This is a genomic window from Williamsia sp. Y721, assembly GCF_059683565.1.
Map to the genome: position 1 here is coordinate 1,045,460 of NZ_JCASNH010000002.1, position 22,874 is coordinate 1,068,333.

The window sequence follows — 22,874 nt, forward strand, 5'->3', positions numbered from 1 at the left end:
TCGCGATGAGCGGTTCACCGAACTTGTGGATGCTGCCTGATTGCGGAAACATGCTGGTCATGTCGTTGTCTCGCTCACGCCGCACCGTCTTGACGCTGCTGGCGGCCGTCTCCCTCGTTCTTCCGGTCAGTGGGGTCGCCACCGCCGACACCGCGCCGGCAGATTTCACCCCCGCTCAGCTGATCGGTCCTTACCCGTCCGATCTCCCATCAGGCGGGTGGTATCTGCCGGTCCTCGACGGATTCACCGCGCTACGCGACAACAACCCCGCGCTCATTGCACAGAATCTGCAGACCGTCGTGCGCATCAACAACGAGGCCACCCCGGAAGCGCAGGCGGACGCGATCGAGGTCAACTACGACGACCGTTTGGTCTCGCTCTCCGTGGCACTCGGCGAGAAGCTGGGCCCGGTGTTCCTGAAGCTTCTGGAAGATGGCCGGCTACCGAAGGTTGCGGCTCTTGCCGAGGGAGACCTCGCCCGCGCCGGACTGCCCTCGGGAACGACGTTGCCCGAGAAGACCTTCTTCAACAATCCACGCCCCTTCGTCGTGGCCCCGGACAGCATCAAACGCTACGACCGGCCCGGCGGCGACCTCTACGCAGAGGTCGAGACCAACGGGTCGTACCCGTCAGGCCACACCAACATGGGTTACTGGAAGGGCGCGCTGCTGGCGTCGTGGCTGCCGGAGCTCGGCCCGCAGATCATTGCCCGCGCCGGAGAGATCGGGCTCAGCCGGGTCATCCTCGGAGTCCACTACCCGCTCGATGTGATGGGCGGTCGACTCATGGCAATGGACCTCAGCGCGGCCCGCCTTTCCGACCCCGGGTTCGATCGGCTCATCGACGAAGCAGGCACCCAGTTGCGTGAACAACTCGAGAAGGTCACCGGCGTGCCGCTGGCAGACTTCATCGCCACCGACACGCCGTACCTGAGCACGCAGATGGCCGTGGACGAGCACCGGGCTCTGATGACGTATGGACTCCCTCTCATCAACCCCGGCCAGCAGAGCCAGATCCCGGCACAAGCTGCTGCTCTCCTGGAGACCAGGTTCCCGGATCTGACCGATGCGCAACGACTCGAGATTCTCGAGCAGACGGCCATTCCGTCCGGCTACCCCCTCGACAAGTCCGGCCCCGACGGAGGCTGGCTGCGCATCGACCTCGCGGCGGCGTACGCGGCGACACCCTGAACAGTGCAGTCGCGATTCGACACAACTCGGTCGAACTCGAGGCCCTCCGCGTAGCATCCGCGAGATGAAGCAGCCCGCCCCGGTGATGCAGCACGACAGCACCATCTGGGCGGGCGCCGCTCGCAGGTTGTCTCCGTTTCTCGACATCGCCATCGCGGTGCTCGCGACCGCATTCGCCCTCGGCGCCCTCTTCACGACCGACGTCGAAAGCGTCGATCCGCGCCTGCGCGAACCCGACGTCGTCGCGGTTGTCGGCACCGTGGTCGCGACGGCTGCGCTGTACTGGCGACGCACATACCCGACGACGTCGTATTGCATATTCGCGGCCGGATGCCTGGTCGTCACGCTCACCGACCACTACATCGGGTCGCTGTCGGTCATCCTGCTCCTGAGCCTGTACTCGCTGGCAGCGCACGGACGTCGGCGCAACGCAGCGATCGCTCTCGTCGCGACCATGGCCACATTCGGGGCACTCGCCGCCGCCGACGTTCCCGACCTGCGCACCTCAGACCTCCTCCAGGCCTGGGCCCTGTTGATCACCGCCTGGGCCGTTGGCGACGCGATCCGCGCCCGCAGAGGCCAACAGCGCGGAGAGATTCACGCCGCCGAACACGATGCCGCTCTGGCGCGCGAACAGGCCACGCGAGCGGTCGCCGAGGAGCGCCTGCGCATCGCGCGTGAACTGCACGATGTGGTGGCGCACAGCATGTCGCTCATCGCGGTCCAGGCGGGCGTCGGCGCCCACGTCATCCGCACCGACGTCGATGCCGCCGAACACGCGCTGCAGGTCGTCGCCGACACGAGCCGGGAGGCGCTGGCCCAAACGCGGTCGATGCTCGGGGTCCTTCGCGAACAAGACGATCCCGTCGGCGGCCCGGTACCCCAAGGGGTCGATGACCTGCCGGCATTGGTGGCGGTGGTCGGATCTGCGGGACTCGACGTTGCCCTCGAGATCACCGGCACCTCAGCGAAGTTGGATGCGGCCGTCGAGTTGGCGACCTATCGCATCGTCCAAGAGTCGTTGACCAACGTGCTCAAACACGGTGGACCGTCAGCGCGTATTCGTCTGGACTATCGCGACGACCACCTCGATATCGAGGTCACCGACCCGGGCGGACGCTCGGTCGTATCCGGCTCCGAAGACACGGGTGGCCACGGCTTGACCGGGCTGCGCGAGCGCGCCCACCTGGTCGGCGGCTCCCTGACGTCCGGCCCGACTCCCGCCGGCGGGTTCGGTGTCCACGCGAGGCTCCCCATCCAGCAGAACGGCACCTGATGATCACGGTGGCAGTTGTCGACGATCAGGCCCTGGTCCGATCCGGATTCGTCGTGCTACTGAATTCTGAGCCCGAGGTCGAGATCGTCGGTGAGGCCGGCAACGGGCAACAAGCCTGGGACCTGTGCCTGCGCACCACTCCCGACGTCGTCCTGATGGATGTCCGGATGCCGGAGATGGATGGCATCGAAGCCACCCGGCGAATCGTGGCGGACCCCGGCTGCGCGGGCACAAAAGTGTTGATACTGACCACTTTTGACGAGGATGAACTCGTCGTGGCGGCGCTGCGTGCTGGCGCGAGTGGTTTCCTCCTCAAAGACACGAGGCCCGACCTGCTGCTCGACGCCATCAACGTCATCGCGGCCGGAGAGTCTCTCCTGTCCCCCAGTGTCACCCGACGGATGATCGAACGCTTTGCCGCCCTGCCGGATTCGACTCCACGCTCACACCCGGACGACGGACTGACCGAACGTGAACGCGAAGTGCTACTCGCGGTCGCACAAGGACTGTCCAACAACGAGATCGCGTCCGCGTTGCACATGGGATACGGAACCGTGAAGACCCACGTGAGCCATCTGCTGACCAAACTGGACAGCCGCGACCGCGCACAACTGGTCATGTACGCCTACGAATCAGGTCTCGCCGTCCCCGGCACCTGACTCCAACGCCTCTATCTGGGGATAGAGACACAGCGGACAAAGCCAGGTCTCGCGCCAGATGTCCCACCACCCCTTCCTGGAGCAGATTGATGGGACACGGCCGCACCGGTCGCACCACCTCCAGTGGCCACGCAGCCACCGTCAACCAGGAGTCCCCCGATGTTCCGCTCCCCAGTCATTCGCGAGATCACCGCCTTTGTGGCGGTCGCATTCTCGCTGGCCGTCGCCATAGCCGTCGCACTGCCCGATGCCGAGATCAACGTCGTACTCAGTGTGTTCGTGCCCGTGATCTCGGTCGCCATCGTGACGTTCACCGTCATCCCGCGAGGGAAACGCAAAGAGCTCTGGAAGAGCTTCGGACTGAATAGCTCCGGCGGTTCGGCACTGCGTCCGGCGCTGCTCATCCCGGTAGTGCTGGTGTTCCTTGCGTACGGCGCCGCGGTCCTGACCGGTGTTGCCGACTTCGTCTCCATCCACGCCACACCACTGGGCACCGCGAGCTGGGTCGCCGACCTTGTCATCGAACTCGCCATCGGCACCCTCTTCATCCTCGGGGAGGAAATCGGCTGGCGCGGATTCCTGTTGCCGCGTATTCAACAGCTGACCGGGCAGCGCCGCGCCGCACTGCTGACCGGGTTCATCCACGGTCTCTTTCACATGCCACTGGTCCTGATTGCCACCACCTACGATGCTGACGGTGTCCGCTGGCTCGTGGCTCCGGCCGTGGTCGCCACCCTCACCATGGCCGGTGTGTTCTACGCCTACCTGTGGGATCGTTCGCACACCGTGTGGCCGGTTGCCGTGGCGCACAACGTCGCCAACACCGCCTTCGTTCTGGGCGCCACCGCGGTCATCGCCTCGTCACCGGACGACTTGGCCTACGTTGCCGGAGAGAGCGGGCTCGCGACGTTGGGTGCAGTCGCTCTGGTCGCCGGCATCTATCTGCTGCGGGCCAAGGTGTGGCGAGACGGTGACAACGTTGTCGCACACGACAAGCTGACCGTCACCGACGAGGTGTTCGAACCCAATCCTGTGGTTGCGGTGCGATAGACGAACTATCGGATGAGGCCCTGCATCTTTCGATGCGGGGCCTTCTCGCGGTTACTGCCGCTGACAACGTCCCTGGTCATCACACCTGGGGCGGGTGACTCACAGTCGCGGTGCCAGCGCTTGGCCGTTGTGACCGTATTCCACCCGGGTGGTGTCGTCGGGTGTGCTGTGCAAGACCGTGACCAGGGCATCTCGGTGCGGCGGGAGTATCCGGATGGTCAGGGTTCCGGTATCCGCGCGCATGAGGGCGTCGGTGACGGCGCGATAGATCTCGGTGCAGACCTCCGGGGGTGTGGTGTCGAGGCCGTGGTCGTCGAGCAACACCACATCGACCCCGCGGGAGCGGGCCTGCCGGGCGGCGTCGGCGATCCGGGGCCGGTCGAGCGCTGGTGCCCGCAGCGAGTCCCGGAGTCGGGCTTCGACGAGTTTTGCGGCGAGCCGTTCGTCTTCGGTGAGCGGCCGGGGTCCTGCCATCTGTTCGAGGAGGGGCCGGGCCAGTTCGTCGAGCTCGGCGAGCCTGGCATCGCGCTCCTCGAGGATGGCCTTCCCGGCGGCCTCGGCTGCCACACGGAGCGTCGCCTGGCTGCGAAGTTCGAAGATGCTCCGGGCGGCCGGGCGGATGGTCCATGCGAAGAACGTGGCCATCAGCAGCGGCGCGAGGTTGATCACCGAGATGGACAGCCCATACAACGCGCCTTCTCCGGCCAGTCCGGTCCACACCATGCAACTGGCCAGGGTGGCAGCCATCCCGATCCAGGCCCAGGCCGTGCGCCCGCGAACGCACATGTAGGCGTAGATCGCCGTCGATGCCCCCAGCGCCCACAACTGCAGGTGACCTTCGAGCGGCAGGACCGTCTTCACGAAATTGAGGTTGATGGCAATCGGGCCGACAGCGGTGAGACCGAGTGTGGCCGGTATCGGCAGGGGATCGCCGGGAATGATGACCATACAGATCGCCCCGACACTGACCACAAGCCAGGCGGTGAGCTCGTACCAGAAACCGCCCGCCGGTTGGTCCGTCCAACTGACAACGGCGAACGTGAGCACGTACGCGGCCACCAGTATTCGTGCGGCGGTCGTGTGGAGTCCGAGCAGTGAACCCGCGTCGCCGATGGATCGGGGATCGTCAATCGTGCTCGGGGAGATGGCCATCAGCCCTCCCAGCCCAGGTACACCCGGGTACCGCCGCCGGGGCGGGTGTCGAGGTGGGCAGTCCCGCCGTGGAGATTGCGCATCCTTCCGAGGATGCTGACCGCGATACCGAGGCGATGCGGGGCGACGGTGGCGGGATCGAAACCGGCACCGTTGTCGGTCACCACGACGCCAAGGCCGGTCGCGGTCACGTTGACATCCACGGTGCGGGTGGTATTCGGTCCGGCATGGATTTGGCTGTTCCGCAACGCCTCTGACAATGCCGATCCCATCGTCCGCACCACATCGGCGGGCAGATCCGCCACCTTCTCCGCCGGCTCTTCGGAAACCCGGAACAGTGCCTTGTCGTCGGCCTCGACACACGCTGCGCGGAGATGAGTTGTCGCCTGATCGAGCGAGAAATGCTGATCCGGAACAGGTTCGGCGCGGATGTTGTCGAGTTCGTCGAGGGTGGTCGCCGCCATGGCGCAGATGACCTCTGATGGTTGACCCCGGGAGGCGACCAGAAACGTCGACATCACGCTGTCGTGGATCAAGGCGTCGAACCGCTCGCGTTCGACCGTGCGCGCGTGCCCGGCCGCGGCGACCGCGGCGGCGGCATATGTTGTCTCGGTGGTCGAATCGAGTAGACGGCCGGTTCGCATCGCCATCACTCCGCCACCCACGAACAGGGTGCAGAACATGATCGCGAACATGATCTCCGGGATGAGCGCCGAGGCCGATGAGTCTCCTCTGGCAACGGAGTTGATCAATTGGACGCCAACACATCCGGCCACCAGGTGCGCGAACACCAATGTGGTCGACCACACGATCACCGCGGCGAGGCTGGCGACCCCGGGGAAGAATGCGAGCCAGACACCGTCACCAGGTTGTATGGTCGGTCCGTTCCAGGCAATGGGCCAGGTTGCCGCCGCGACCAGAAATGCCACTGCGGCAATGCCACTGCTGATCCGCATGGGCCTGGGGTCCGACCGAAACGACAGTGCCCCGGGCAGCATCCCCGACCCGAAGACCAGCACCACATTGACCGGGGTCCACCAGGGGTCCATCCGTGGGGCCAGCATGCCGATGGCGGGAAGAAGGATTGCGAGATAGGCGACATACCCAACACTGATGAAGCGCGCGAACATTCGGACGAGGCGAAGGGTGTTCTCCCCGCCACCGAGGTTGCCGGGGTGAAACAGTGTCTGGCAGCTCATGGCTCCGGTGCCTCCGGCATCGGAAGCAAGCCGTCTTCGACGGCGCGCTTGTAGAGCTCGATCTTGGTTCCGGCCGGGCGGCCGGCGTCGGCATACTTGGCCCGGATGCGGGCCAGATAGTCGTTCACGGTGTGCGGTGTCAGCCCGGTCAGCCGGGCGACCCGATCTGCCTTCTCTCCCGAGGCATACAGGCTCAGGACATCGCGCTGGCGAGGGCTCAGGCCGACGTCGGGGAGCCCGGGGTCGCCGTCGATCGCGGCCGCCCACTCGGTGGTCACCACCTGGCGTCCCTCCGCGGCAGCAGCAATCGCCGCGACCACCACCTCGGTCGACTCGGTCTTCCGGATCACACCCAGCACACCGGCTTTCGCCGCCAGGCGCACGAGATAGGGGTTTTCGGCCCCGGTGAACACCAACGCCTGTAGGCCGGCGGCACGGAGTTCGTCGACATTGGCTGTCGGAGATGACCCGTCGGACAGGCGTAGGTCCAGCAGAACCAAATCCAATTCGGTACGCAGAGCAAGAAGCTCGGAGACGGTCGGGGTGGCCGCGGCCACGACCAATCCGGGATGGTCGGCCAGCATGGCCTTGAGTCCCAGCACAACCGACGAGTGGTCCTCCACCACACCTATTCGCTTCACGTCAGGCAACTCCACTGTTCTTCGTCTACCGCCGTCCCCTCGGCTCCCAGGGATCTGGGTGAAGGGTCATCTCTACGACACCGATCGGCTCGGCCTCGGCCGAGGTCGCCGGGCGCCGAACCGATCTCGACAAAATATAGACGCTAAAACGGCCATCAGTATCATTCGTGGGCTTTGGGTTACCGTTTGGCGCGCGAGAGTAGGGCCTTCGGTCTACGACATTTAGTACGCAAAGCGAATGGACCGGATAGCGCAGCTCTGGTGCCTGAGCACGGCATTCTATGCACGCCGTCGGTGTTTTCGGGTCTGAACGCATCGGCTGATCCGACACCGAATTGCACCTTGACACGGCTGTAAGGCAAGGGCTACTTTTCGAGTGGCCCAGATCACACCCGGATTGGGCACGACGGATGGCACAGACGCTATTCGGTTGCAACCCCGTGTAACTCGGAGGATCTGGCCGGGATCAACAATGTGCCCGAACATCGAATTTCGCCGCGTGCGGATCGATGTTGTCGGCGCATACCCATCTCGACCACACGCCGCCGGGAAAGGCATTGAAATGCGTAAGAAAACCGGCCGAATAGCGGCAGCATTTGTCGCAGCGGTGTGTGTCTTCTCCGTCGTCTCATGTAGCGACGACAGTGATTCCGGTGGTGACGCCAGCGCGTCTCCGTCCGAGAGCGGTATCAAGGCGGTAGGCGAGTCGATCAAGGTCGGCTTCTTGAACCCGTCCAACGGCCCGATCACCCAGCCGGGTGTGGAGACCGGACAGAAGGCGGCAGTCAACTACATCAACAACGAGCTGGGCGGCATCGCCGGGCGCCCGATCGAGGTCGTCAATTGCGCCGTCGATGTCACGGCCCCGGAATCGACCATCGGTTGTGCCAATCAACTCGCGCAGGCCGGCGTGGTTGCGGTGATCGACGGTTATGACGCGGCATCGAGTGCAGCACTGCCCATCCTGCAATCGGCCAACATCCCGTTGGTCGGCCAGATCCCGTTCGACTCGGTCACCGGCTCCTCGCCCGACAACCGGGTCTACTTCGGGCCACCGCAAGCCTCATTCCTGATCGGTGTCATGCAGTCGCTCAAGCAGCAGGGTAAGAACTCTCTGACGCTGGCCAACGTCGACGTCGCTGCCGCGCACCAGACATTCGACCGGATTCTCAAACCCCTCGGCGCACAGCTCGGGCTCGAGGTGAGCAGTGTCTACTATTCGGCGACCAACCCGAACTACACCGCACTGGCCTCGACCATCAATTCGAGCAACCCCGATGTCGGCGGCCTGATGACGTCGCAGACCGATGCCAACTGCACCAAGCTGGCCCAGTCGCTGCGCAGCGTCGGGTTCCAGAACACGATGTTCCTGGCGGCCTGCACCGAGTTCATCGACACGATGGGTGCGCAGGCGGTCGGTGCGCAGACGTACTCGCCGATCTGGCTCGAGCCCGCCAAGGATTCGGCGCCGGCGCCGATGCAGGAAAACATCGATATCACAGCCGAATACGTCGATGAAGAAGGTGGCAACGGAGGCTTCTATGCCTATGGCACCTTCTCCACCTTTGTCGACTTTGCCAGGACGCTGGGTGCGGCCGCACCGACCGAGGTCACCGGACCGACCGTTCTGGCCGCGCTGAAGGCTGTCGATGGCTACCAGAGCTGGCTGGGACCGGTGCTCAGTTGCGGCAAGGCGACAAGCCCCAACTGCACCACGGAGATGTTCGTCTTCGAGGTGACCGGTGACAAGAAGACCGAACCCATCGGTGGCGGCCTGATCCAGCCGAACCCGCAGGCGCTGGCAATGATCCCGGGCGCCAGCTAGTAGCGGGATTGACGCACAACAGATTCGGGGGTGTGCTGCGCGGTAGTAGCCGCGCGGTGCACCCCCGTATCAACCCCCGAATACGAAGTGGGGAGTGATCCTTGGGCGCAAGAGCTTTCCGGTTCGGTGCAGATTCTGCACCGCCGCCCACACATTGAGTCCAAGAAGCGGGAATGAGGTGGCCACGGTCTCATGAGTCAATTTCTTCAGTTCGTTTTCCTCGGCCTGTCTGTCGGCGCAATCTATTCTGTGTTCGCGACGTCCCTGGTCGGGATCTACGCCGCAACCGGGGTCATCAACTTCGCACAGGGGTCCATAGCCCTGTGGGCGGTGTATGTTGTTGCCGCCCTGCGCACTGATGGCACTTTTGTATTACCGATCGGCAGTATCTCGCTGGGCAGCGAGGATGATCCGACAGCGATGGTCCCGGCGATCATCATCGGTGTGGCCACCGCGGCACTCTGGGGACTGCTGGCCCACCTCCTGATCTTCCGGCCACTGCGGCGGGCCCCGGTCCTGGCGCAGGTGGTCGCCTCGGTGGGTTTGATGCTCTTCATCCAGGCCCTGGTGACCCTGCGCTTCGAAACCGATTCGCTGATGGCGCTACCGGTTCTGCCCGAGAAGACATTTGAACTCGCCGGTGCGGTCATCAACGTCAGTGACCTGCTGCTGGCCGCCACCGCAATCGTCATCGCCGGACTGTTCTGGGCGTACTTCCAGCTGACCACACTTGGTGTGGCCACCAGGGCAGGGGCCGAGGACGAACTCGCCGCCCGGCTCGCCGGATACTCGCCCGATCGACTTGCCGCCATCGTCTGGGTCATCACCGGTGCGGCATCCGGGTTGATAGTTGTCCTGGGTGCGTACACCATCGGCTTGGACTCGGCGAGCTACACGTTCTACATCATCCCGGCGCTGGCGGTCGCCCTTGTCGGTCGCCTGACGTCGTTTGGGATCGCTTGCGCTGCAGGTCTTGTGCTGGGTTCGTTCCAGGCGGTCATCCTGTGGGCAGGCACACTCGACTGGTGGCCGAGCTGGGCGCAGACCGGACTCGGAGACGCCGTCCCGTTTGTCATCGTGGTGGTGGCCCTGTTCCTGCTCGGTGGCAAGATCCCTTCCCGTGGCTCGCTCGGGGAGGCGAAGATGCCGGCTGTGACGATCCCCAGGCTTCGTCCGATCCCGGTTGTCGCGGTGATCGTCGCAGTGGTGATCGCCGTCCTGTTGACCTCGGGCAGTTGGCGTTTCGGAATCGTGACCTCGATGATCCTGTCACTCATCGCATTGTCGCTCGTTTTGCTCACGGGCTATCTGGGGCAGATTTCGTTGGCCAGCATGGCCTTTGCCGGCACCGCCGGATTTGCGTTGTCGAAGGTGACCACCAACTGGGGGGTGCCCTTTCCCTTCAGCATCCTGATCTCGGCGCTGCTGGCCACCGCACTCGGTGTGATCGTGGGAGTACCCGCCTTGCGAATCCGGGGTGCTCAACTCGCAGTGGTGACTTTGGCTGCAGCCCTCGCGATTCAGAGTTTCGTTTTCAACAACCCCTCGATCACGCCGTTCGAGGGAAACCTGATCGAGGACCCGAAGCTCTTCGGCTGGGACCTGTCGGTGCGGCAGGGCGCCGAGCTGACGACGGTCGAGTTCTCGATGATGGTGCTGGTGGTTGTCGGGGTGTTGACCCTGATCGTCATGCGGTTCATGGCCGGCTCCACCGGACGGGCATTTCTGGCGGTCCGCTCCAATGAACGTGCGGCAGCGTCGGTGGGGATCAACGTCGCGGCGACCAAGCTGCTCGGGTTCGCCCTGTCGGCCTTCCTGGCAGGCGTCGGTGGTTGCCTGATCGGCTACAGCCGTGGACAACTGTCGGCGGCATCGTTCACCGTGATCGTCGGACTGGTTCTGCTGGCGATGACATACGTCGGCGGCATCACCTCGGTCTGGGGCGCGTTCATCGCCGGCATCATCGGGCCGCTCGGCGTCGGATACGTATTCCTCACCCAGACACTCGATCTCGGCCAGTACTACCAACTCATCGCCGCCGGCGGCCTGCTGCTGATGGCCGTGCTCAATCCGGTCGGAGTCGTCGGTGCCGTGCAGGAGACGGTGGCCCACGTCAAGGCCAGGTTCGGTACGCCATCACCGACGGAACCACCTGCGCCACCGAACGACAACTCCGAACCGAAAGCGAGTTCTCATGTCGGCTGAAACCACCGCCTCGCTGTTGCAGGCCCGCGACCTCTCGGTGCGATATGGCGGTGTGGTCGCCAACGACAAGATCGCACTGTCGGTCGAGGCCGGTGAGATCGTCGGGCTGATCGGGCCCAACGGCGCAGGCAAGACGACGTTTGTCGATGCCGTCACCGGGTTCACCAGATCGACCGGTGAGGTGTCGCTGGCGGGGACCCGTATCGAGAAGCAGAGTCCGCACCGCAGGCGCGGCGCCGGAATGGCGCGCACGTGGCAGGCCGGCGAACTGTTCGTCGACCTGACGGTCGCCGAAAACCTCGCCGTCGCAGTGCAACGTCCAGGGTTGCGAGCTCTGGTCGCCGATGTCTTCACCGGATCGAAACCGCCTGCGGCCACCATCGGTGAGGCGCTGGCGATGGTCGGACTCACCGATGTCGCCGATAGACGTCCTGGCGAACTGTCCCTGGGACAGCAGAAAATGGTAGGTGTGGCCCGCGCGCTCGTCGGCGGCACCCGGTTGGTGCTGCTCGACGAACCGGCGGCCGGCCTCGACACCCACGAGAGCAAGGCATTCGGTGCCGAACTGCGACGGATCGCCGATACGGGGATCGGCATCCTGCTGATCGATCACGACATGTCGCTGGTCCTGGAGGTGTGTGATCGCCTGTATGTCCTGGACTTCGGACGCGTCATCGCCTCTGGTGTGCCGCAGGACATCCGCGACAACCCGGAGGTGGTCGCGGCCTATCTCGGCAGCCCCGAGGTCAGCGACGCCGACATCGACCTCGACGTACCACCGGGCGCCGGGCTGCAGAAAGGGAACGCCGGATGAGCACAGCTGTTGTCACGCAACCGGTCCTGACGATCGAGGGGCTCACCGTCGGATACGGGGGCGTGCCCGCCGTCCGGGATCTGGACGCCGCCGTCTGTGCGGGGGAGATCCTGGCATTGCTCGGTCCGAACGGGGCGGGCAAGACCACCGCCCTGTTGGCCGCGGTCGGCGCCTTGCCGGTGATGTCGGGGACCATCACAGCGCTGGGAGAGCCGTTGGACAAGCGGGTCGAACGCAATGCCCGACGTGGCATCACGCTGGTGCCGGACAATCGCGGGGTGTTCCACAAATTGTCGGTCGCCGACAATCTTCGACTGGCTCACCGCAAAGGCGGTGCGGATGTCGACGTCGTCTTCGACTACTTCCCGAAGCTGGCCGGCCTGCGGGGACGGAAGTGCGGCAACCTCTCTGGCGGCGAGCAGCAGATGTTGGCCCTGGCCAAGGCGCTACTGCCGCGGCCCAAGATCCTGCTCATCGATGAACTCAGTCTGGGGCTGTCACCGATCGCGGTGAAGGATCTGCTGCCCAGGCTGCGCACCATCGCCGACGAACAGCAGATGGCGATCGTGTTGGTGGAGCAGCACATCGACCTTGCGCTTGCGATCGCCGACTCGGCGATCGTGCTGCATCATGGCCGGGTGGCATTGGCCGGACCGGCCTCCGAACTCAGCGCCCAGCGTGAGACGGTTGAGGCCGCTTACTTCGGTCGGGTCGGTGGCTCTGACGATGAGGCGGCAGTGTCCACCGATTGAGACCGAATCGCTACCAGGGCTGGAGGAGCCGATTGTGTCGAAGACGCCGCGGTCATCCGCAACTGGGGCCAAGGCCCCTCGGAGCACCCGGAATCGGCCGACCGACAGCGAGCTGATGGATGCTGCGCTGGCGGTGATCGCCGATGTCGGTGCCGGGCGGGCGACCATGGACATGATCGCCGATCGGGCGGGCACATCGCGGGTCACGCTGTACGCGCACTTCGGTTCTCGGGATTCGCTGGTCGATGCGGTGCTGGATCGGGAGATGACGACCCTGACCCGCTGGAAGCTTGCCGCCTACGACCAGGGCGATGAGATGACGTACGGCGATCACACCCGCTATTCGGTCGAGGTGTTGTTCGAATACGCACGTCGCAATCCGGAAGGTTTCCGCGTGCTGCTGACCAACCGGGAAGAACATCGCGAATCCGCGCGGCAACTGTCTTCTGCGCTGGAACCCCGACTCGCACAACGTCTCCGCGCCGCCTTCTCCAATCGAGGGCACACCGTCGGGGTCGGTGTCGACGTCCTGGCCTCGATGCTGATCGGGATGACCCTCGATGTCGCCCATCGCGCGGTGATCGTCGCGGGGGCGAGTGTCGACGCCGCCTGTGAACTGGCGGTGGCCTCGGCTCTATCGGTGTTGCGCTCGGTAGAAGTGAAGCAATTGCAGGCGATCGACGAATCGCTCGGGATCGGCCGTGAGGGCACTTGAGCGGGGCGAGCGCCCCGTGCCGTCGGCCCCTTTCATCATTCGGGAACCGGCATCGCACCGACAACGCCGGCGCCGAGGTCGCCACACGGAGCGGTGACCTCGGCGCCGGTGAGTGCTGTCAGCTTCGGGCTGCGTCCAACCATTGGCGGGCATTCCGGGGATCGTCGGCAGTGCTGCCGTCCAGACCCAATTCGACAGCGCGCGCGGCATCCGCAGGCGAGCGCATGGGCCACCCGTGCACGTCGTATCCTTCCTCGTGCATCTGGGCGACGAGTTCGGCGGTCAAACCCTCCCAGCCGCAATAGAAGGAACTCGATCCGGTGGCGACGAGGACCGCCTCGATGCCATCCGGATGACGCTCGAGACTCGGGTACCCCATCACGATCAGACCGCGGGGAACCGAGGGGGCGTGCTGGGCCGCCGCATGCAGGGCCGCAGGCAGGAAGCTGGTGATCTGCACACGATCGGCGTCTCGCGGTCGGGCACGCAGAATCCGCGCGATTTCCGGAACGACCTCGGTCGCCTTGATCTCCACCTGCAAGGAGACCGCCGTCGCATCCAGTGCCTCATCGAAGGTCAGCGTCGGAAACCCGGACTCGGTGATCACCGTCTTGATCTGCTCCAGGCTCAGGTCCGCGACCGGTCCGAGGTTCTTCCCCGAGGCATCGCGGGCCGTACGGTCGAGGGTCGCGTCGTGCAGCACGATCGCGGCACCGTCTGCCGTGAGTCGTACATCGAGCTCGATTTCGTCTGCACCGTGTTCTTCGGCGAGGAGAAAAGACTCGACACTGTTCTCCGGAGCGTGTGCCATGGCACCCCGATGACCGACGACTTTGAACGTCTTCGTCTGCATGATCACGCCACCAACTTGTCGTACTGGGTCTTGACGGACTCGGTGTCGGCGCGGAGTTTGGAAGCCGTCGCCTTCAGGATCTGCGCCGGATCGGCGTTCTCGGCGTACAGCTTCTGGATCACGGTGCGCATCTCGATGATGGTGCTCTGCACATAGCGACGCACAGCATCGGGCTGACGAGCGATTGCGAGCTGGTCGACGGCCAGCTTGTAGCTGGGATTTTCGGCAATGACCTTGTTCACCTTCGCGGAGTTCGCGGCGGAGATGGTGGCGGGGAGATATCCGGTGCCCACGGTCCACGTCGACGACGCGTCTTCCTGCGACAGATACCGCAGCACCTCGGCGGCCGCTTCCTTACGTTCAGCGGAGGCGCCCTTCATGATTCCGAGTCCGGCACCACCGGTCGGAACGCCGGGGGCAACACCCTGGGGCAGGAAGCCCGCGCCCACCTCGAACTCGGCGCCCTTGATGAGCCCGGTCAAAGACCCGGTGGAGTTGGTGATGGTGGCGACGAGGCCATTGGTGAAGTCGGTGTTCACATCCTGTGCCAGATAGCCGGATTTGTCGTCGTTGACGATGGCGCGGTCGAACTCTGCGGCACTGATTGCCTCCGGGGAATCGAGGGTTACATCCAGGCCGTTGCTGATCGAAGCACCGTAGTTCCACAGCAGGCCCTGCATGTACCAATCGTCGGCGCCGGTGTAGGCGCGCATGTGCAGGGTGTTGCCCTTGTACTTCTGGCCCGTGATCTGTTTGCCCCAGGAGCGGAACTCGTCCCACGTCGCCGGTGCGCGATCGGGAAGTCCGGCGGCAGAGAAGATCTCCTTGTTGTAGTAGAACAGCGGGGTCGATCGGCCGAATGGAACCCAGAAGCTCTCGCCGCGCACGACTCCCTCGTTGAAGAGTCGCTCGTTGAATGTGGCCGGGCCGAAACTCGAATCGAAGTATCCATCAAGTGGTTCCAGTGTTCCATTGAGAAAGAACTTGTTCCACGACACATCGGAGAACACGCCGATGTCGGGAACCTGGCGGGCCTGCAGGCCGGCGGCGATCTTCTCGGTCACACCGTCGTAGCCGTCGAATTGCTGTACCTCGGCGTAGATATCCGTCTGGGACTCATTGAATTTCTGCAGGACCCCGGTGAACACCTCATGATTGTTCCCGGCCCACGGACTCCAGATCACGGTGTTGACACGTCCGGCGAACTGGCTGGGAGGCTTGACATCCGGTTGTCCGAGCGAGGAGCCGGACGAGACTCCGCCGCCACAGGCGGAGAGGACGGGGACTGCCACCGCCACTGCGCCCGCGGCTTTGAGGAATCCGCGGCGACTGACGTTGGACGCGAGTGGTGAACTCGCCGAACGAGAGAACAAGGACATGGAACCGACTCCTCGGGTGACTGCTTGACTGGCAGGGTGGATGTTCTTCAACGCTTCATCGAGGCGCCGGCCAGGCCGGCGATGATGAATCGTTGTGCGAAAAGAAAGATCAGAAGCATGGGCATGACCACAAAAGTGGTGCCGGCCATGATGGTTCCCCACTGATCGACGCCCTCGGACTCTTTGAGCGACATCAAACCGATGGGCAGTGTGCGCATCTGAACCGTGTTGGTCACCAACAACGGCCAGATGAAGTCGTTCCATTCGTCGATCACCGCGATCAACGCAACAGTGATGACGGCGGGAAGTGACATGGGAAGTGCGAAGAAGAACAGGCGGCGCATGTGCCCGGCACCATCGAGTTCTGCGGCTTCCATCACCTCCTCGGGCAGTGACAGGAAATGTTGGCGCAGAAGGAAGGTGCCGAAAGCGCTACCCATCCCGGGCAGGATGATGCCGGCGTACGTATTGATCAGTCCGAGATTGCCGATGGTGATGTAGTTGATCAGCAATGTGACGTGGCCCGGGACCATCAGGGCACCGAGAACCGCGAGGAAGATCCACTTCTTGCCCGGAAAGTCCAGGAACGCGAAGGCATAGGCGCTGAAGAGGGCCAGCACCACTTTTCCGGTTGCGCCGATCGACGTCACGATGAGCGAGTTGACGAAGAAATTGCCGAACGGTACCGCGTTCCAGGCGCGCGAGAAGTTGTCCCAGACGATCTCACTCGGAAGCCACTGCAGGGGCCACTGATAGATCTCGTTCTCCGGCTTGATCGCCGACGTGATCATCCAGAAGAACGGAATGAAGAAGATCAACCCGACGATGGCCAACAATGGCCAGGCCCACCAGTCTTTGCGCCGAACCTTCTGACGCGGTGTGGGTTTGTCGATATCGAGGTCAACGGTAGGAGCGGGTAGCAGTGCCATCAGTAGTGAACCTTCCGCTCGATGAAGCGCATCTGAAAGCCGGTGACGAACATGAGGATCACGAACATCACCATCGACCCGGCCGCGGCCGTACCCGCGCTGAATGATTTGAAGCCTTCTTGGTAGATGAACCAGCTCAACGTCGTGGTCGCCTCGGCGGGTCCACCCCCGGTCATCATCGCGATGATGTCGAACGACTGGAACGCACTGATCACCTGCGTCACCACCAGGAAGAAGGTGGTGGGCGACAACAGCGGGAAGGTGATGTGCCGGAACGTCTGCCACTGACTCGCGCCGTCGAGTCGGGCTGCCTCTCGGACGTCCTCCGGCACGTTCTGCAGGGCGGCGAGGTACACGATGGAGACGAATCCGACGCCCTTCCAGATCGAGACGATGATCAGCGCCGGGAGGGCCCAGTCACTCGTCGTCGTCCAATGTGGAGACGTGGCGCCAAACGCACCGAATACGGCGCGGGACAGTCCGTAGTTGGGGTCGAAGATGAACAACCAGATCGCTGCCACGGCAGCACCCGACAGGATGTGCGGAGAGAACGCCAGCGCCGTCACTGCGCCCCGCCCGGGGATATTTCGGTTGAACAGGCAGGCCAGAGCGAGTCCGAGGACCAGGCTGACAACAACGATGGCAACCACCCAGATCAGGGTGAGGCGTAATACCGATATGAATGCCGGGTCGTTGAACAGCCGTGTGTAGTTGTCGAGCCCGACGAAGAGTGGTTCGGGTGCGATCATGTCCCACTCGGTCAGGCTGAGATAGACGTTTCCGATCACCGGCCAGTATGCGAATACTGCGATCAGGGCGAGGTTGGGCAGCGCGAACAGTACGAAAAGTCGGTAGCTCTTGCGCTTTCGTCTCTTTCGCGACCGTAGCGGAGTCTCACCCCGGTCCGCGGGCGCTTGGGTAGCACGCGCGGGTGAGCGCTGAGCTGTCAGCGACATGTCGGGACCATTCTCTTAGATAACAGTTGAAGTGATACGAGTAGCTAGCCGCGAATCATGTTGCACGGTGGCCAGGGTGGGGTCAAATGGGGCGATCGGCGCTGAACGAGAGATGAAAACAGCCGCACAAAATCTCTAAATAGGTTGGGACACAACGGAACCTGACCGAATGTAGATCGGACGAAATGCGTGGTGGTGCCGAAGATGATGGTCTGCGTCGGAAAGTCTTCCGTCGTCGTTCATTGTCTATTCATATCGGTCAAAGTGATATAACTGTCATCGACAAAGACCTGTCAGCGTGAAGGGGTTTCATGACGCGTCGAATGATCAGCTCGAGCCGGCAGGAACGACTGGACGGGATCCTCGAGTGCCTGATGGAGGACGACACCGCATCGGCTCAGAGTCTTGCCATCCAGTTCGGTGTCTCACTGATGACCGTTCACCGTGATCTGGACGAGTTGCAGCGACGAGGTGTTGTACGCAAGTTCCGTGGTGGTGTGAACATCGATCGCACCAGCAACTTCGAGATCGCGGCCGCGCTACGGCGTCGTCTCGCGGTACCCGAGAAACAGGCACTTGCCGCGGCCGCAGCCGAGGCGGTGCAACCGGGCCAGGTGGTGATGCTCGACGACTCGACCACAGTGGCGCAGATGCTTCCGCACCTGGTGGCCATCGAAGCACTGCGTGTGGTCACGAACTTCCTGCCGACCCTGAACGAACTGGCCGTCGACGGAAGCCTCGCCGTCACTGCGTTGGGCGGGGACTACGACCACAGTCATGAGTCGTACCTCGGTGAAGGGGCGGTGCGGGCGGTACGAGCGATGCGGGTCGACACACTGTTCTTCTCGACATCGAGCGCCGATGCCGACGGCATCTACCACCAAGAGGAAAAGATAGTGTCCATCAAATCTGCGATGATCTCGTGTGCGCGTCGCCGGGTGATGCTGATGGACAGCTCCAAGCTCGAGCAGACGTCGTTGCACCACATCGGTGGCTGGGACCATATCGACGAACTGATCACCGATTCCGCTGCACCCGAACGGATTCTCGTCGCGATTCGCGATGCAGGTGTCCACGTACGCGTCGTCCCGATCCCCACTCCGGACGATTCCACAATTGAGAGGAACATCTGATGCTTCAAGCGGTCTTCTGGGATATGGATGGAACGATCGTGGACACAGAGCCCTGCTGGTTTGCTGCAGAGATCGCACTGTTGAGCCGTTTCGGTGTCGAGTGGACCGATGAGCAGGCCGTCGGCCTCGTCGGGAACGCACTGCCTGATTCGGCTGCGATCCTGCAAGCCGCGGGTGCCGACCTTCCGATTCGCGACATCGTGGACGAATTGCTGCGATCAGTGATCGGGGAGGTGTCCCAGTCGATCGTCTGGCGACCGGGAGCACGTGAACTGCTGGAAGAACTTCGGGCAGCGGACATCCCGTGTGTCATGGTGACGATGAGTGAGGCGCCCCTGGCGGAGGTGATAGCTCGGGAATTGCCCGAGGGCACGTTCGCGTTCCTGGTCACGGGCGACATGGTGATCAACGGCAAACCGCACCCCGAGCCGTACCTGCGGGCCGCCGCGGAACTGGCACGGCGCGTGGGTTCGATCTCGATGGATCATGTGGTCGCCATAGAGGACTCACTGCCGGGCGTGGAATCAGCACGGGCATCGGGTGCAGTCACCGTGGGGGTCCCGAACATGGTGGCCTTGCCTGACCACCCGCACACCACGACGTGGTCGACGTTGCAAGGCAAGACCATTGACGATCTGAACGACCTGGTTGCCGCGCGGGTAGGCGTCGTCGAGTCTGCCTGAACCGCTCGGTTCTGCCTCTGCCTGTCCGCCACCTGATTCGCGGGTGACGGACAGGCAGCGTGGGCCGACTACCGGCCGGTGGCGGAAACCAGGCGAGAGGCCGGATCGGATTGCGTCAACCGCAGACCCGTCACCGAGTCGAACAGATGGAAGGCCCCATCTTTCGGTCGCACCCAGACGGTGGAACCGATCGCCGACGTGTTCTGGCCCTCTGCCCGGACGACGATGTCACGGCGGATGGCCCCGTCGTCGATGTGTCCGTAGAGGAAGGCGTCGGCTCCGAGTTCTTCCACCACATCAACGGTGACGGCGAGACCCTCTGTCTCGGGCGCCCTTTCGAAGGCCTCCGGCCGGATCCCGAGGGTGACGGTCGCGGAGAGCGCCGAATCGAGTACCTCCCGTTCGACCGGATGGATCGAATCTCCGAGACGGACCCCACCGTCGACCACCGGCAGTTCCAGCAGATTCATCGCCGGAGATCCGATGAATCCGGCGACGAACACATTTGCCGGCTTCGCATACAGGGTGCGAGGTGTGTCAACCTGTTGCAGCACTCCATCTTTCAGGACGGCGACGCGGTCACCCATCGTCATGGCCTCGACTTGATCGTGGGTGACATACACGGTGGTCACCCCCAGTCTCCGGGTCAGTGAGGCGATCTGTGCGCGCGTCTGTACCCGCAACTTCGCATCGAGATTCGACAGCGGCTCGTCCATCAGGAATACCTGCGGGTTACGAACAATGGCCCGGCCCATGGCAACTCGCTGACGTTGGCCTCCCGACAGGGCTTTCGGTTTGCGATCGAGATACGCTTCGAGGTCGAGCAATCTGGCGGCTTCGAGTACCCGCAACTCACGTTCGGATTTGGACACACCCGCGATCTTGAGTGCAAACCCCATGTTCGCGGCCACCGTCATGTGGGGGTACAGCGCGTAGTTCTGGAACACCATCGCGATGTCGCGGTCCTGCGGATCGACGTCGGTGACATCGCGGTCGCCGATGAGGATGCGCCCGGAGTCGACATCCTCGAGGCCGGCGAGCATGCGCAGCGACGTGGATTTGCCGCAGCCCGAAGGTCCTACCATCACCAGGAATTCGCCGTCGGCGATCTCCAGGTCGAGGTGGTCCACCGCTGGTCTGTCGGTCGAGGAGTATGTACGGGTGGCGCGGTCGAAAGTAACACTGGCCATGGGAAATCCCTTCACGGGCAGGAACGTGCCCGACGATCCGTTGTGAATGGGGCGTAGATATCGCCACTTCTACTGAACACAACGTGGATGGACGAAAGGCGATGCGTTACCGACCAATAGATGAATCAGGTATGGCCACGACACGGACAAACTCCCGCCCCGGTTGTGGCTTGCCGGTTTCGCGGTCCCGGGTGCGACAGGCGTGGTGCGAATCTGGACCCAAGTGACCCATAAAAGTGGAACACGTTCTAGTCTGATTCGGTGGATGTGACCTATGAGAACAGCAAGCGAGAATTGCAGACCGATGCCGGGGTGCTGCGCTATCACGAGGCGGGGTCGGGACCGCCGCTGATCCTGCTCCACGGATCGGGTCCGGGTGTGACCGGTTGGCGCAACTACCGGGGCAACATCGGCGTCTTTGCGCAGACCCACCATTGCTACGTCTTGGAGTTCCCGGGTTTCGGGGTCAGTGATCCGGTCAAGGGTCATCCGGTCCTGACCGCAGGCTCGTCGGTGATCCGGTTCATGGACGCCCTGGGGATCGAATCGGCACCCATCATCGGCAATTCGATGGGTGGTGTCGTCGGCATCAACCTGGCGATCAAGAAGCCGGACCGGGTCAGCAAACTGGTGACCATCGGCGGTGTCGGCCCAAATGTCTTCAGTCCCAGTCCGAGCGAAGGCCTACGGTTGCTCCAGGAGTTCACCGATGCGCCCGACCGCGAAAAGCTGATCCGGTGGCTGACCGGGATGGTCTACAACCGTGATCTGATCACCGAGGAATTGATCGAAGAGCGCTGGGAGGCAGCGATCAATCCGGATGCGCAGGCGACCGCGCAGATGATGTACGGCTCGGCGGCTTTCGAGATGCAGCAACAGTTCATGGCTGCCTCCGACACCCCTCCGTACTGGTCGATGATGCACAAGGTGACCTGTCCGACCCTGCTGACCTGGGGACGTGACGACCGGGTCAGCCCACCGGACATGGCGATGCTCCCGATGCGGCTCATCCCTGACGCCGAGCTACATGTCTTCCCCAAATGCGGGCACTGGGTCATGATCGAGGCGAAGACGGCCTTCGAAGGAGCGGTTCTCGATTTCCTCTCGCGCTGAGGTCGGCTGCTTTTATCGCCCGCCGAAGGGCGGTACACGAGCGTATTCAGCAGGATCGTCTACGTTCGACGATCGATATCGTCGTGGTTGGGTGACTTCGTGGTGAATGGTTGTGCACTCACGTATGTTGGGCAGTCTGGCGCCGCCGATCGACGTTTCCGGCGCAGTGGGGACCCTCTGTCGCACAGGGGATGACCAAAGGGACGTTGCATGCAGCTCGGCATCATCGGTGGCCGCCTCGCGGGGCGTCTGGTGCTGGTCGTTGTCAGCGGCACCCTGGTCGCCGGTGGTTCCGTCGTGTCGGTGCAGGCTGATCCGGTCTGGCCGGGTGGCCCGGACATCCCCGGACTGTCCACGCCGAGCATTCCGGTGCCCGACCCGGCCGGTACGAAACCGTCCGAAGAGCAGCCCCTGGCACGGGCCAATTTCTCCACTCCGGACCTTGATCCCGCCGATGGCGAGACTGTCGGCATCGCAGCGCCGGTCATCATCTCGTTCACCGGGGCCATCGGCGACAGGAAGACCGCAGAGAAGGCCATCCGGGTATCCACGGAACCTGAGGTCGACGGCACCTATCGCTGGGTGGGCAACAGGGAGCTGCGCTGGAAACCGGCCGGATTCTGGCCGGCCGGAACCAAAGTCAATGTGCAGGCCGGAAGCGCGGCCTCGGGCTTCACCATCGGGGACGAATGGGTCGCAACCGCCGACGACAACACCCACACCATCACGGTGACAGTCGACGGCGCGACGGCCCGCACCATCCCGACATCGATGGGCGCCAACGACAATCCGACACCCAATGGCATCTACACGGTGGGTGAACGCTTTGCCGACATGTACCTGGACTCCTCCACGTACGGGGTGCCGGTCGATTCGCCCGGTGGCTACCGCACCTACGTCGAGTACGCGGCCCGGTTGTCGAACAGCGGCATATTCCTGCACGCGGCGCCGTGGTCCGTCGGCCAGCAGGGCAACACCAACGTCACGCGCGGTGGCATCAACGTGAGCACCGACGACGCCAGGTGGTTCTTCGAGAACGCACCCAAGGGTGCCCCGGTCATCGTGCAGAACACCGTCGGCGGAACGGTCGATCCCGCCGACGGGCTCACCGACTTCACCGCTCCCTGACCCCGATGATGTGGCCTTTTGGCGAGCAAACC

General features: G+C 63.6%; 21 protein-coding genes. 13 read left to right on the plus strand and 8 right to left on the minus strand.

What is annotated here, in order from left to right; translation table 11 throughout:
• The first annotated feature begins 59 nt into the window (after positions 1 to 59).
• From AC56PL_RS13690 to AC56PL_RS13705, 4 genes are all read left to right on the plus strand, one after another.
• A complete protein-coding gene (locus tag AC56PL_RS13690; RefSeq protein ID WP_497154162.1) occupies positions 60 to 1,190 on the plus strand; it encodes an acid phosphatase in 1,131 nt (376 codons plus the stop codon).
• Positions 1,191 to 1,254: 64 nt separating this feature from the next.
• Positions 1,255 to 2,466 carry a sensor histidine kinase gene (locus AC56PL_RS13695; RefSeq protein ID WP_497154163.1) on the plus strand — a complete coding sequence of 404 codons (1,212 nt, stop codon included), beginning with the start codon at positions 1,255 to 1,257 and terminating at the stop codon, positions 2,464 to 2,466.
• Entirely contained in the window at positions 2,466 to 3,125 is a 660-nt protein-coding gene (locus AC56PL_RS13700; RefSeq protein ID WP_497154164.1) for a response regulator, read from the plus strand. Before AC56PL_RS13695 ends, AC56PL_RS13700 begins: the two co-directional genes overlap by 1 nt.
• Before the next feature lie 159 nt (positions 3,126 to 3,284).
• Complete coding sequence (locus AC56PL_RS13705) at positions 3,285 to 4,175, plus strand: CPBP family intramembrane glutamic endopeptidase (protein WP_497154165.1); 891 nt, start codon at positions 3,285 to 3,287, stop codon at positions 4,173 to 4,175.
• 99 nt (positions 4,176 to 4,274) lie between these two features.
• Here the strand turns inward: AC56PL_RS13705 and AC56PL_RS13710 are convergent, their stop codons facing one another.
• The 3 genes from AC56PL_RS13710 to AC56PL_RS13720 are packed head-to-tail and all read right to left on the minus strand — an operon-like array spanning position 4,275 to position 7,167.
• The gene (locus tag AC56PL_RS13710; RefSeq protein WP_497154166.1) at positions 4,275 to 5,327 is read right to left on the minus strand and encodes a DUF8320 family protein; all 1,053 of its coding nucleotides are present in this window, start codon (positions 5,325 to 5,327) and stop codon (positions 4,275 to 4,277) included.
• The gene (locus tag AC56PL_RS13715; protein WP_497154167.1) at positions 5,327 to 6,526 is read right to left on the minus strand and encodes a sensor histidine kinase; all 1,200 of its coding nucleotides are present in this window, start codon (positions 6,524 to 6,526) and stop codon (positions 5,327 to 5,329) included. Before AC56PL_RS13715 ends, AC56PL_RS13710 begins: the two co-directional genes overlap by 1 nt.
• Positions 6,523 to 7,167, minus strand: a complete 645-nt coding sequence (locus AC56PL_RS13720; RefSeq protein ID WP_495514218.1) for a response regulator — start codon at positions 7,165 to 7,167, stop codon at positions 6,523 to 6,525. Before AC56PL_RS13720 ends, AC56PL_RS13715 begins: the two co-directional genes overlap by 4 nt.
• A gap of 562 nt (positions 7,168 to 7,729) precedes the next feature.
• Here AC56PL_RS13720 and AC56PL_RS13725 point away from each other — a divergent pair.
• From AC56PL_RS13725 to AC56PL_RS13745, 5 genes are all read left to right on the plus strand, one after another.
• Positions 7,730 to 8,992: an ABC transporter substrate-binding protein gene (locus tag AC56PL_RS13725; RefSeq protein ID WP_495514219.1), complete on the plus strand. Its 1,263-nt coding sequence runs from the start codon at positions 7,730 to 7,732 to the stop codon at positions 8,990 to 8,992.
• 192 nt (positions 8,993 to 9,184) lie between these two features.
• The gene (locus AC56PL_RS13730) at positions 9,185 to 11,197 is read left to right on the plus strand and encodes an ABC transporter permease subunit (RefSeq protein ID WP_495514220.1); all 2,013 of its coding nucleotides are present in this window, start codon (positions 9,185 to 9,187) and stop codon (positions 11,195 to 11,197) included.
• On the plus strand, positions 11,187 to 12,011 hold the full coding sequence (locus AC56PL_RS13735; RefSeq protein WP_495514221.1) for an ATP-binding cassette domain-containing protein: 825 nt from the start codon (positions 11,187 to 11,189) through the stop codon (positions 12,009 to 12,011). The genes AC56PL_RS13730 and AC56PL_RS13735 overlap by 11 nt, the downstream gene beginning before the upstream one ends.
• Positions 12,008 to 12,763, plus strand: coding sequence for an ATP-binding cassette domain-containing protein (locus AC56PL_RS13740; RefSeq protein WP_495514222.1), 756 nt, complete (start codon positions 12,008 to 12,010; stop codon positions 12,761 to 12,763). The genes AC56PL_RS13735 and AC56PL_RS13740 overlap by 4 nt, the downstream gene beginning before the upstream one ends.
• 34 nt (positions 12,764 to 12,797) lie before the next feature.
• Positions 12,798 to 13,478 (plus strand): TetR family transcriptional regulator, encoded by a 681-nt coding sequence (locus tag AC56PL_RS13745; RefSeq protein WP_495514223.1) that lies wholly within the window; start codon positions 12,798 to 12,800, stop codon positions 13,476 to 13,478.
• Between the two features lie 118 nt (positions 13,479 to 13,596).
• Here AC56PL_RS13745 and AC56PL_RS13750 read toward each other — a convergent pair whose 3' ends face one another.
• Genes AC56PL_RS13750 through AC56PL_RS13765 form a run of 4 tightly spaced genes read right to left on the minus strand, consistent with a single transcriptional unit; the run spans position 13,597 to position 17,595 of the window.
• Positions 13,597 to 14,331: a glycerophosphodiester phosphodiesterase gene (locus tag AC56PL_RS13750; protein ID WP_497154307.1), complete on the minus strand. Its 735-nt coding sequence runs from the start codon at positions 14,329 to 14,331 to the stop codon at positions 13,597 to 13,599.
• A gap of 2 nt (positions 14,332 to 14,333) precedes the next feature.
• Positions 14,334 to 15,710 (minus strand): extracellular solute-binding protein, encoded by a 1,377-nt coding sequence (locus AC56PL_RS13755; RefSeq protein WP_495514224.1) that lies wholly within the window; start codon positions 15,708 to 15,710, stop codon positions 14,334 to 14,336.
• Positions 15,711 to 15,757: 47 nt separating this feature from the next.
• On the minus strand, positions 15,758 to 16,639 hold the full coding sequence (locus AC56PL_RS13760; RefSeq protein WP_495514225.1) for an ABC transporter permease subunit: 882 nt from the start codon (positions 16,637 to 16,639) through the stop codon (positions 15,758 to 15,760).
• The gene (locus tag AC56PL_RS13765; RefSeq protein WP_495514226.1) at positions 16,639 to 17,595 is read right to left on the minus strand and encodes an ABC transporter permease subunit; all 957 of its coding nucleotides are present in this window, start codon (positions 17,593 to 17,595) and stop codon (positions 16,639 to 16,641) included. The genes AC56PL_RS13760 and AC56PL_RS13765 overlap by 1 nt, the downstream gene beginning before the upstream one ends.
• A gap of 311 nt (positions 17,596 to 17,906) precedes the next feature.
• Between AC56PL_RS13765 and AC56PL_RS13770 the strand changes: the two genes are divergently transcribed.
• The gene (locus AC56PL_RS13770; RefSeq protein ID WP_495514227.1) at positions 17,907 to 18,728 is read left to right on the plus strand and encodes a DeoR family transcriptional regulator; all 822 of its coding nucleotides are present in this window, start codon (positions 17,907 to 17,909) and stop codon (positions 18,726 to 18,728) included.
• Positions 18,728 to 19,411, plus strand: a complete 684-nt coding sequence (locus AC56PL_RS13775) for an HAD family hydrolase (RefSeq protein WP_497154168.1) — start codon at positions 18,728 to 18,730, stop codon at positions 19,409 to 19,411. The genes AC56PL_RS13770 and AC56PL_RS13775 overlap by 1 nt, the downstream gene beginning before the upstream one ends.
• Positions 19,412 to 19,479: 68 nt before the next feature.
• On the opposite strand, the gene AC56PL_RS13780 is transcribed toward AC56PL_RS13775, so the two are convergent.
• A complete protein-coding gene (locus tag AC56PL_RS13780; RefSeq protein ID WP_497154169.1) occupies positions 19,480 to 20,601 on the minus strand; it encodes an ABC transporter ATP-binding protein in 1,122 nt (373 codons plus the stop codon).
• A gap of 261 nt (positions 20,602 to 20,862) precedes the next feature.
• On the opposite strand from AC56PL_RS13780, the gene AC56PL_RS13785 reads away from it, so the two are divergent.
• Complete coding sequence (locus AC56PL_RS13785) at positions 20,863 to 21,714, plus strand: alpha/beta fold hydrolase (RefSeq protein WP_495514230.1); 852 nt, start codon at positions 20,863 to 20,865, stop codon at positions 21,712 to 21,714.
• Between the two features lie 210 nt (positions 21,715 to 21,924).
• Positions 21,925 to 22,842, plus strand: a complete 918-nt coding sequence (locus tag AC56PL_RS13790) for an Ig-like domain-containing protein (RefSeq protein WP_495514231.1) — start codon at positions 21,925 to 21,927, stop codon at positions 22,840 to 22,842.
• Positions 22,843 to 22,874: the final 32 nt, after the last annotated feature.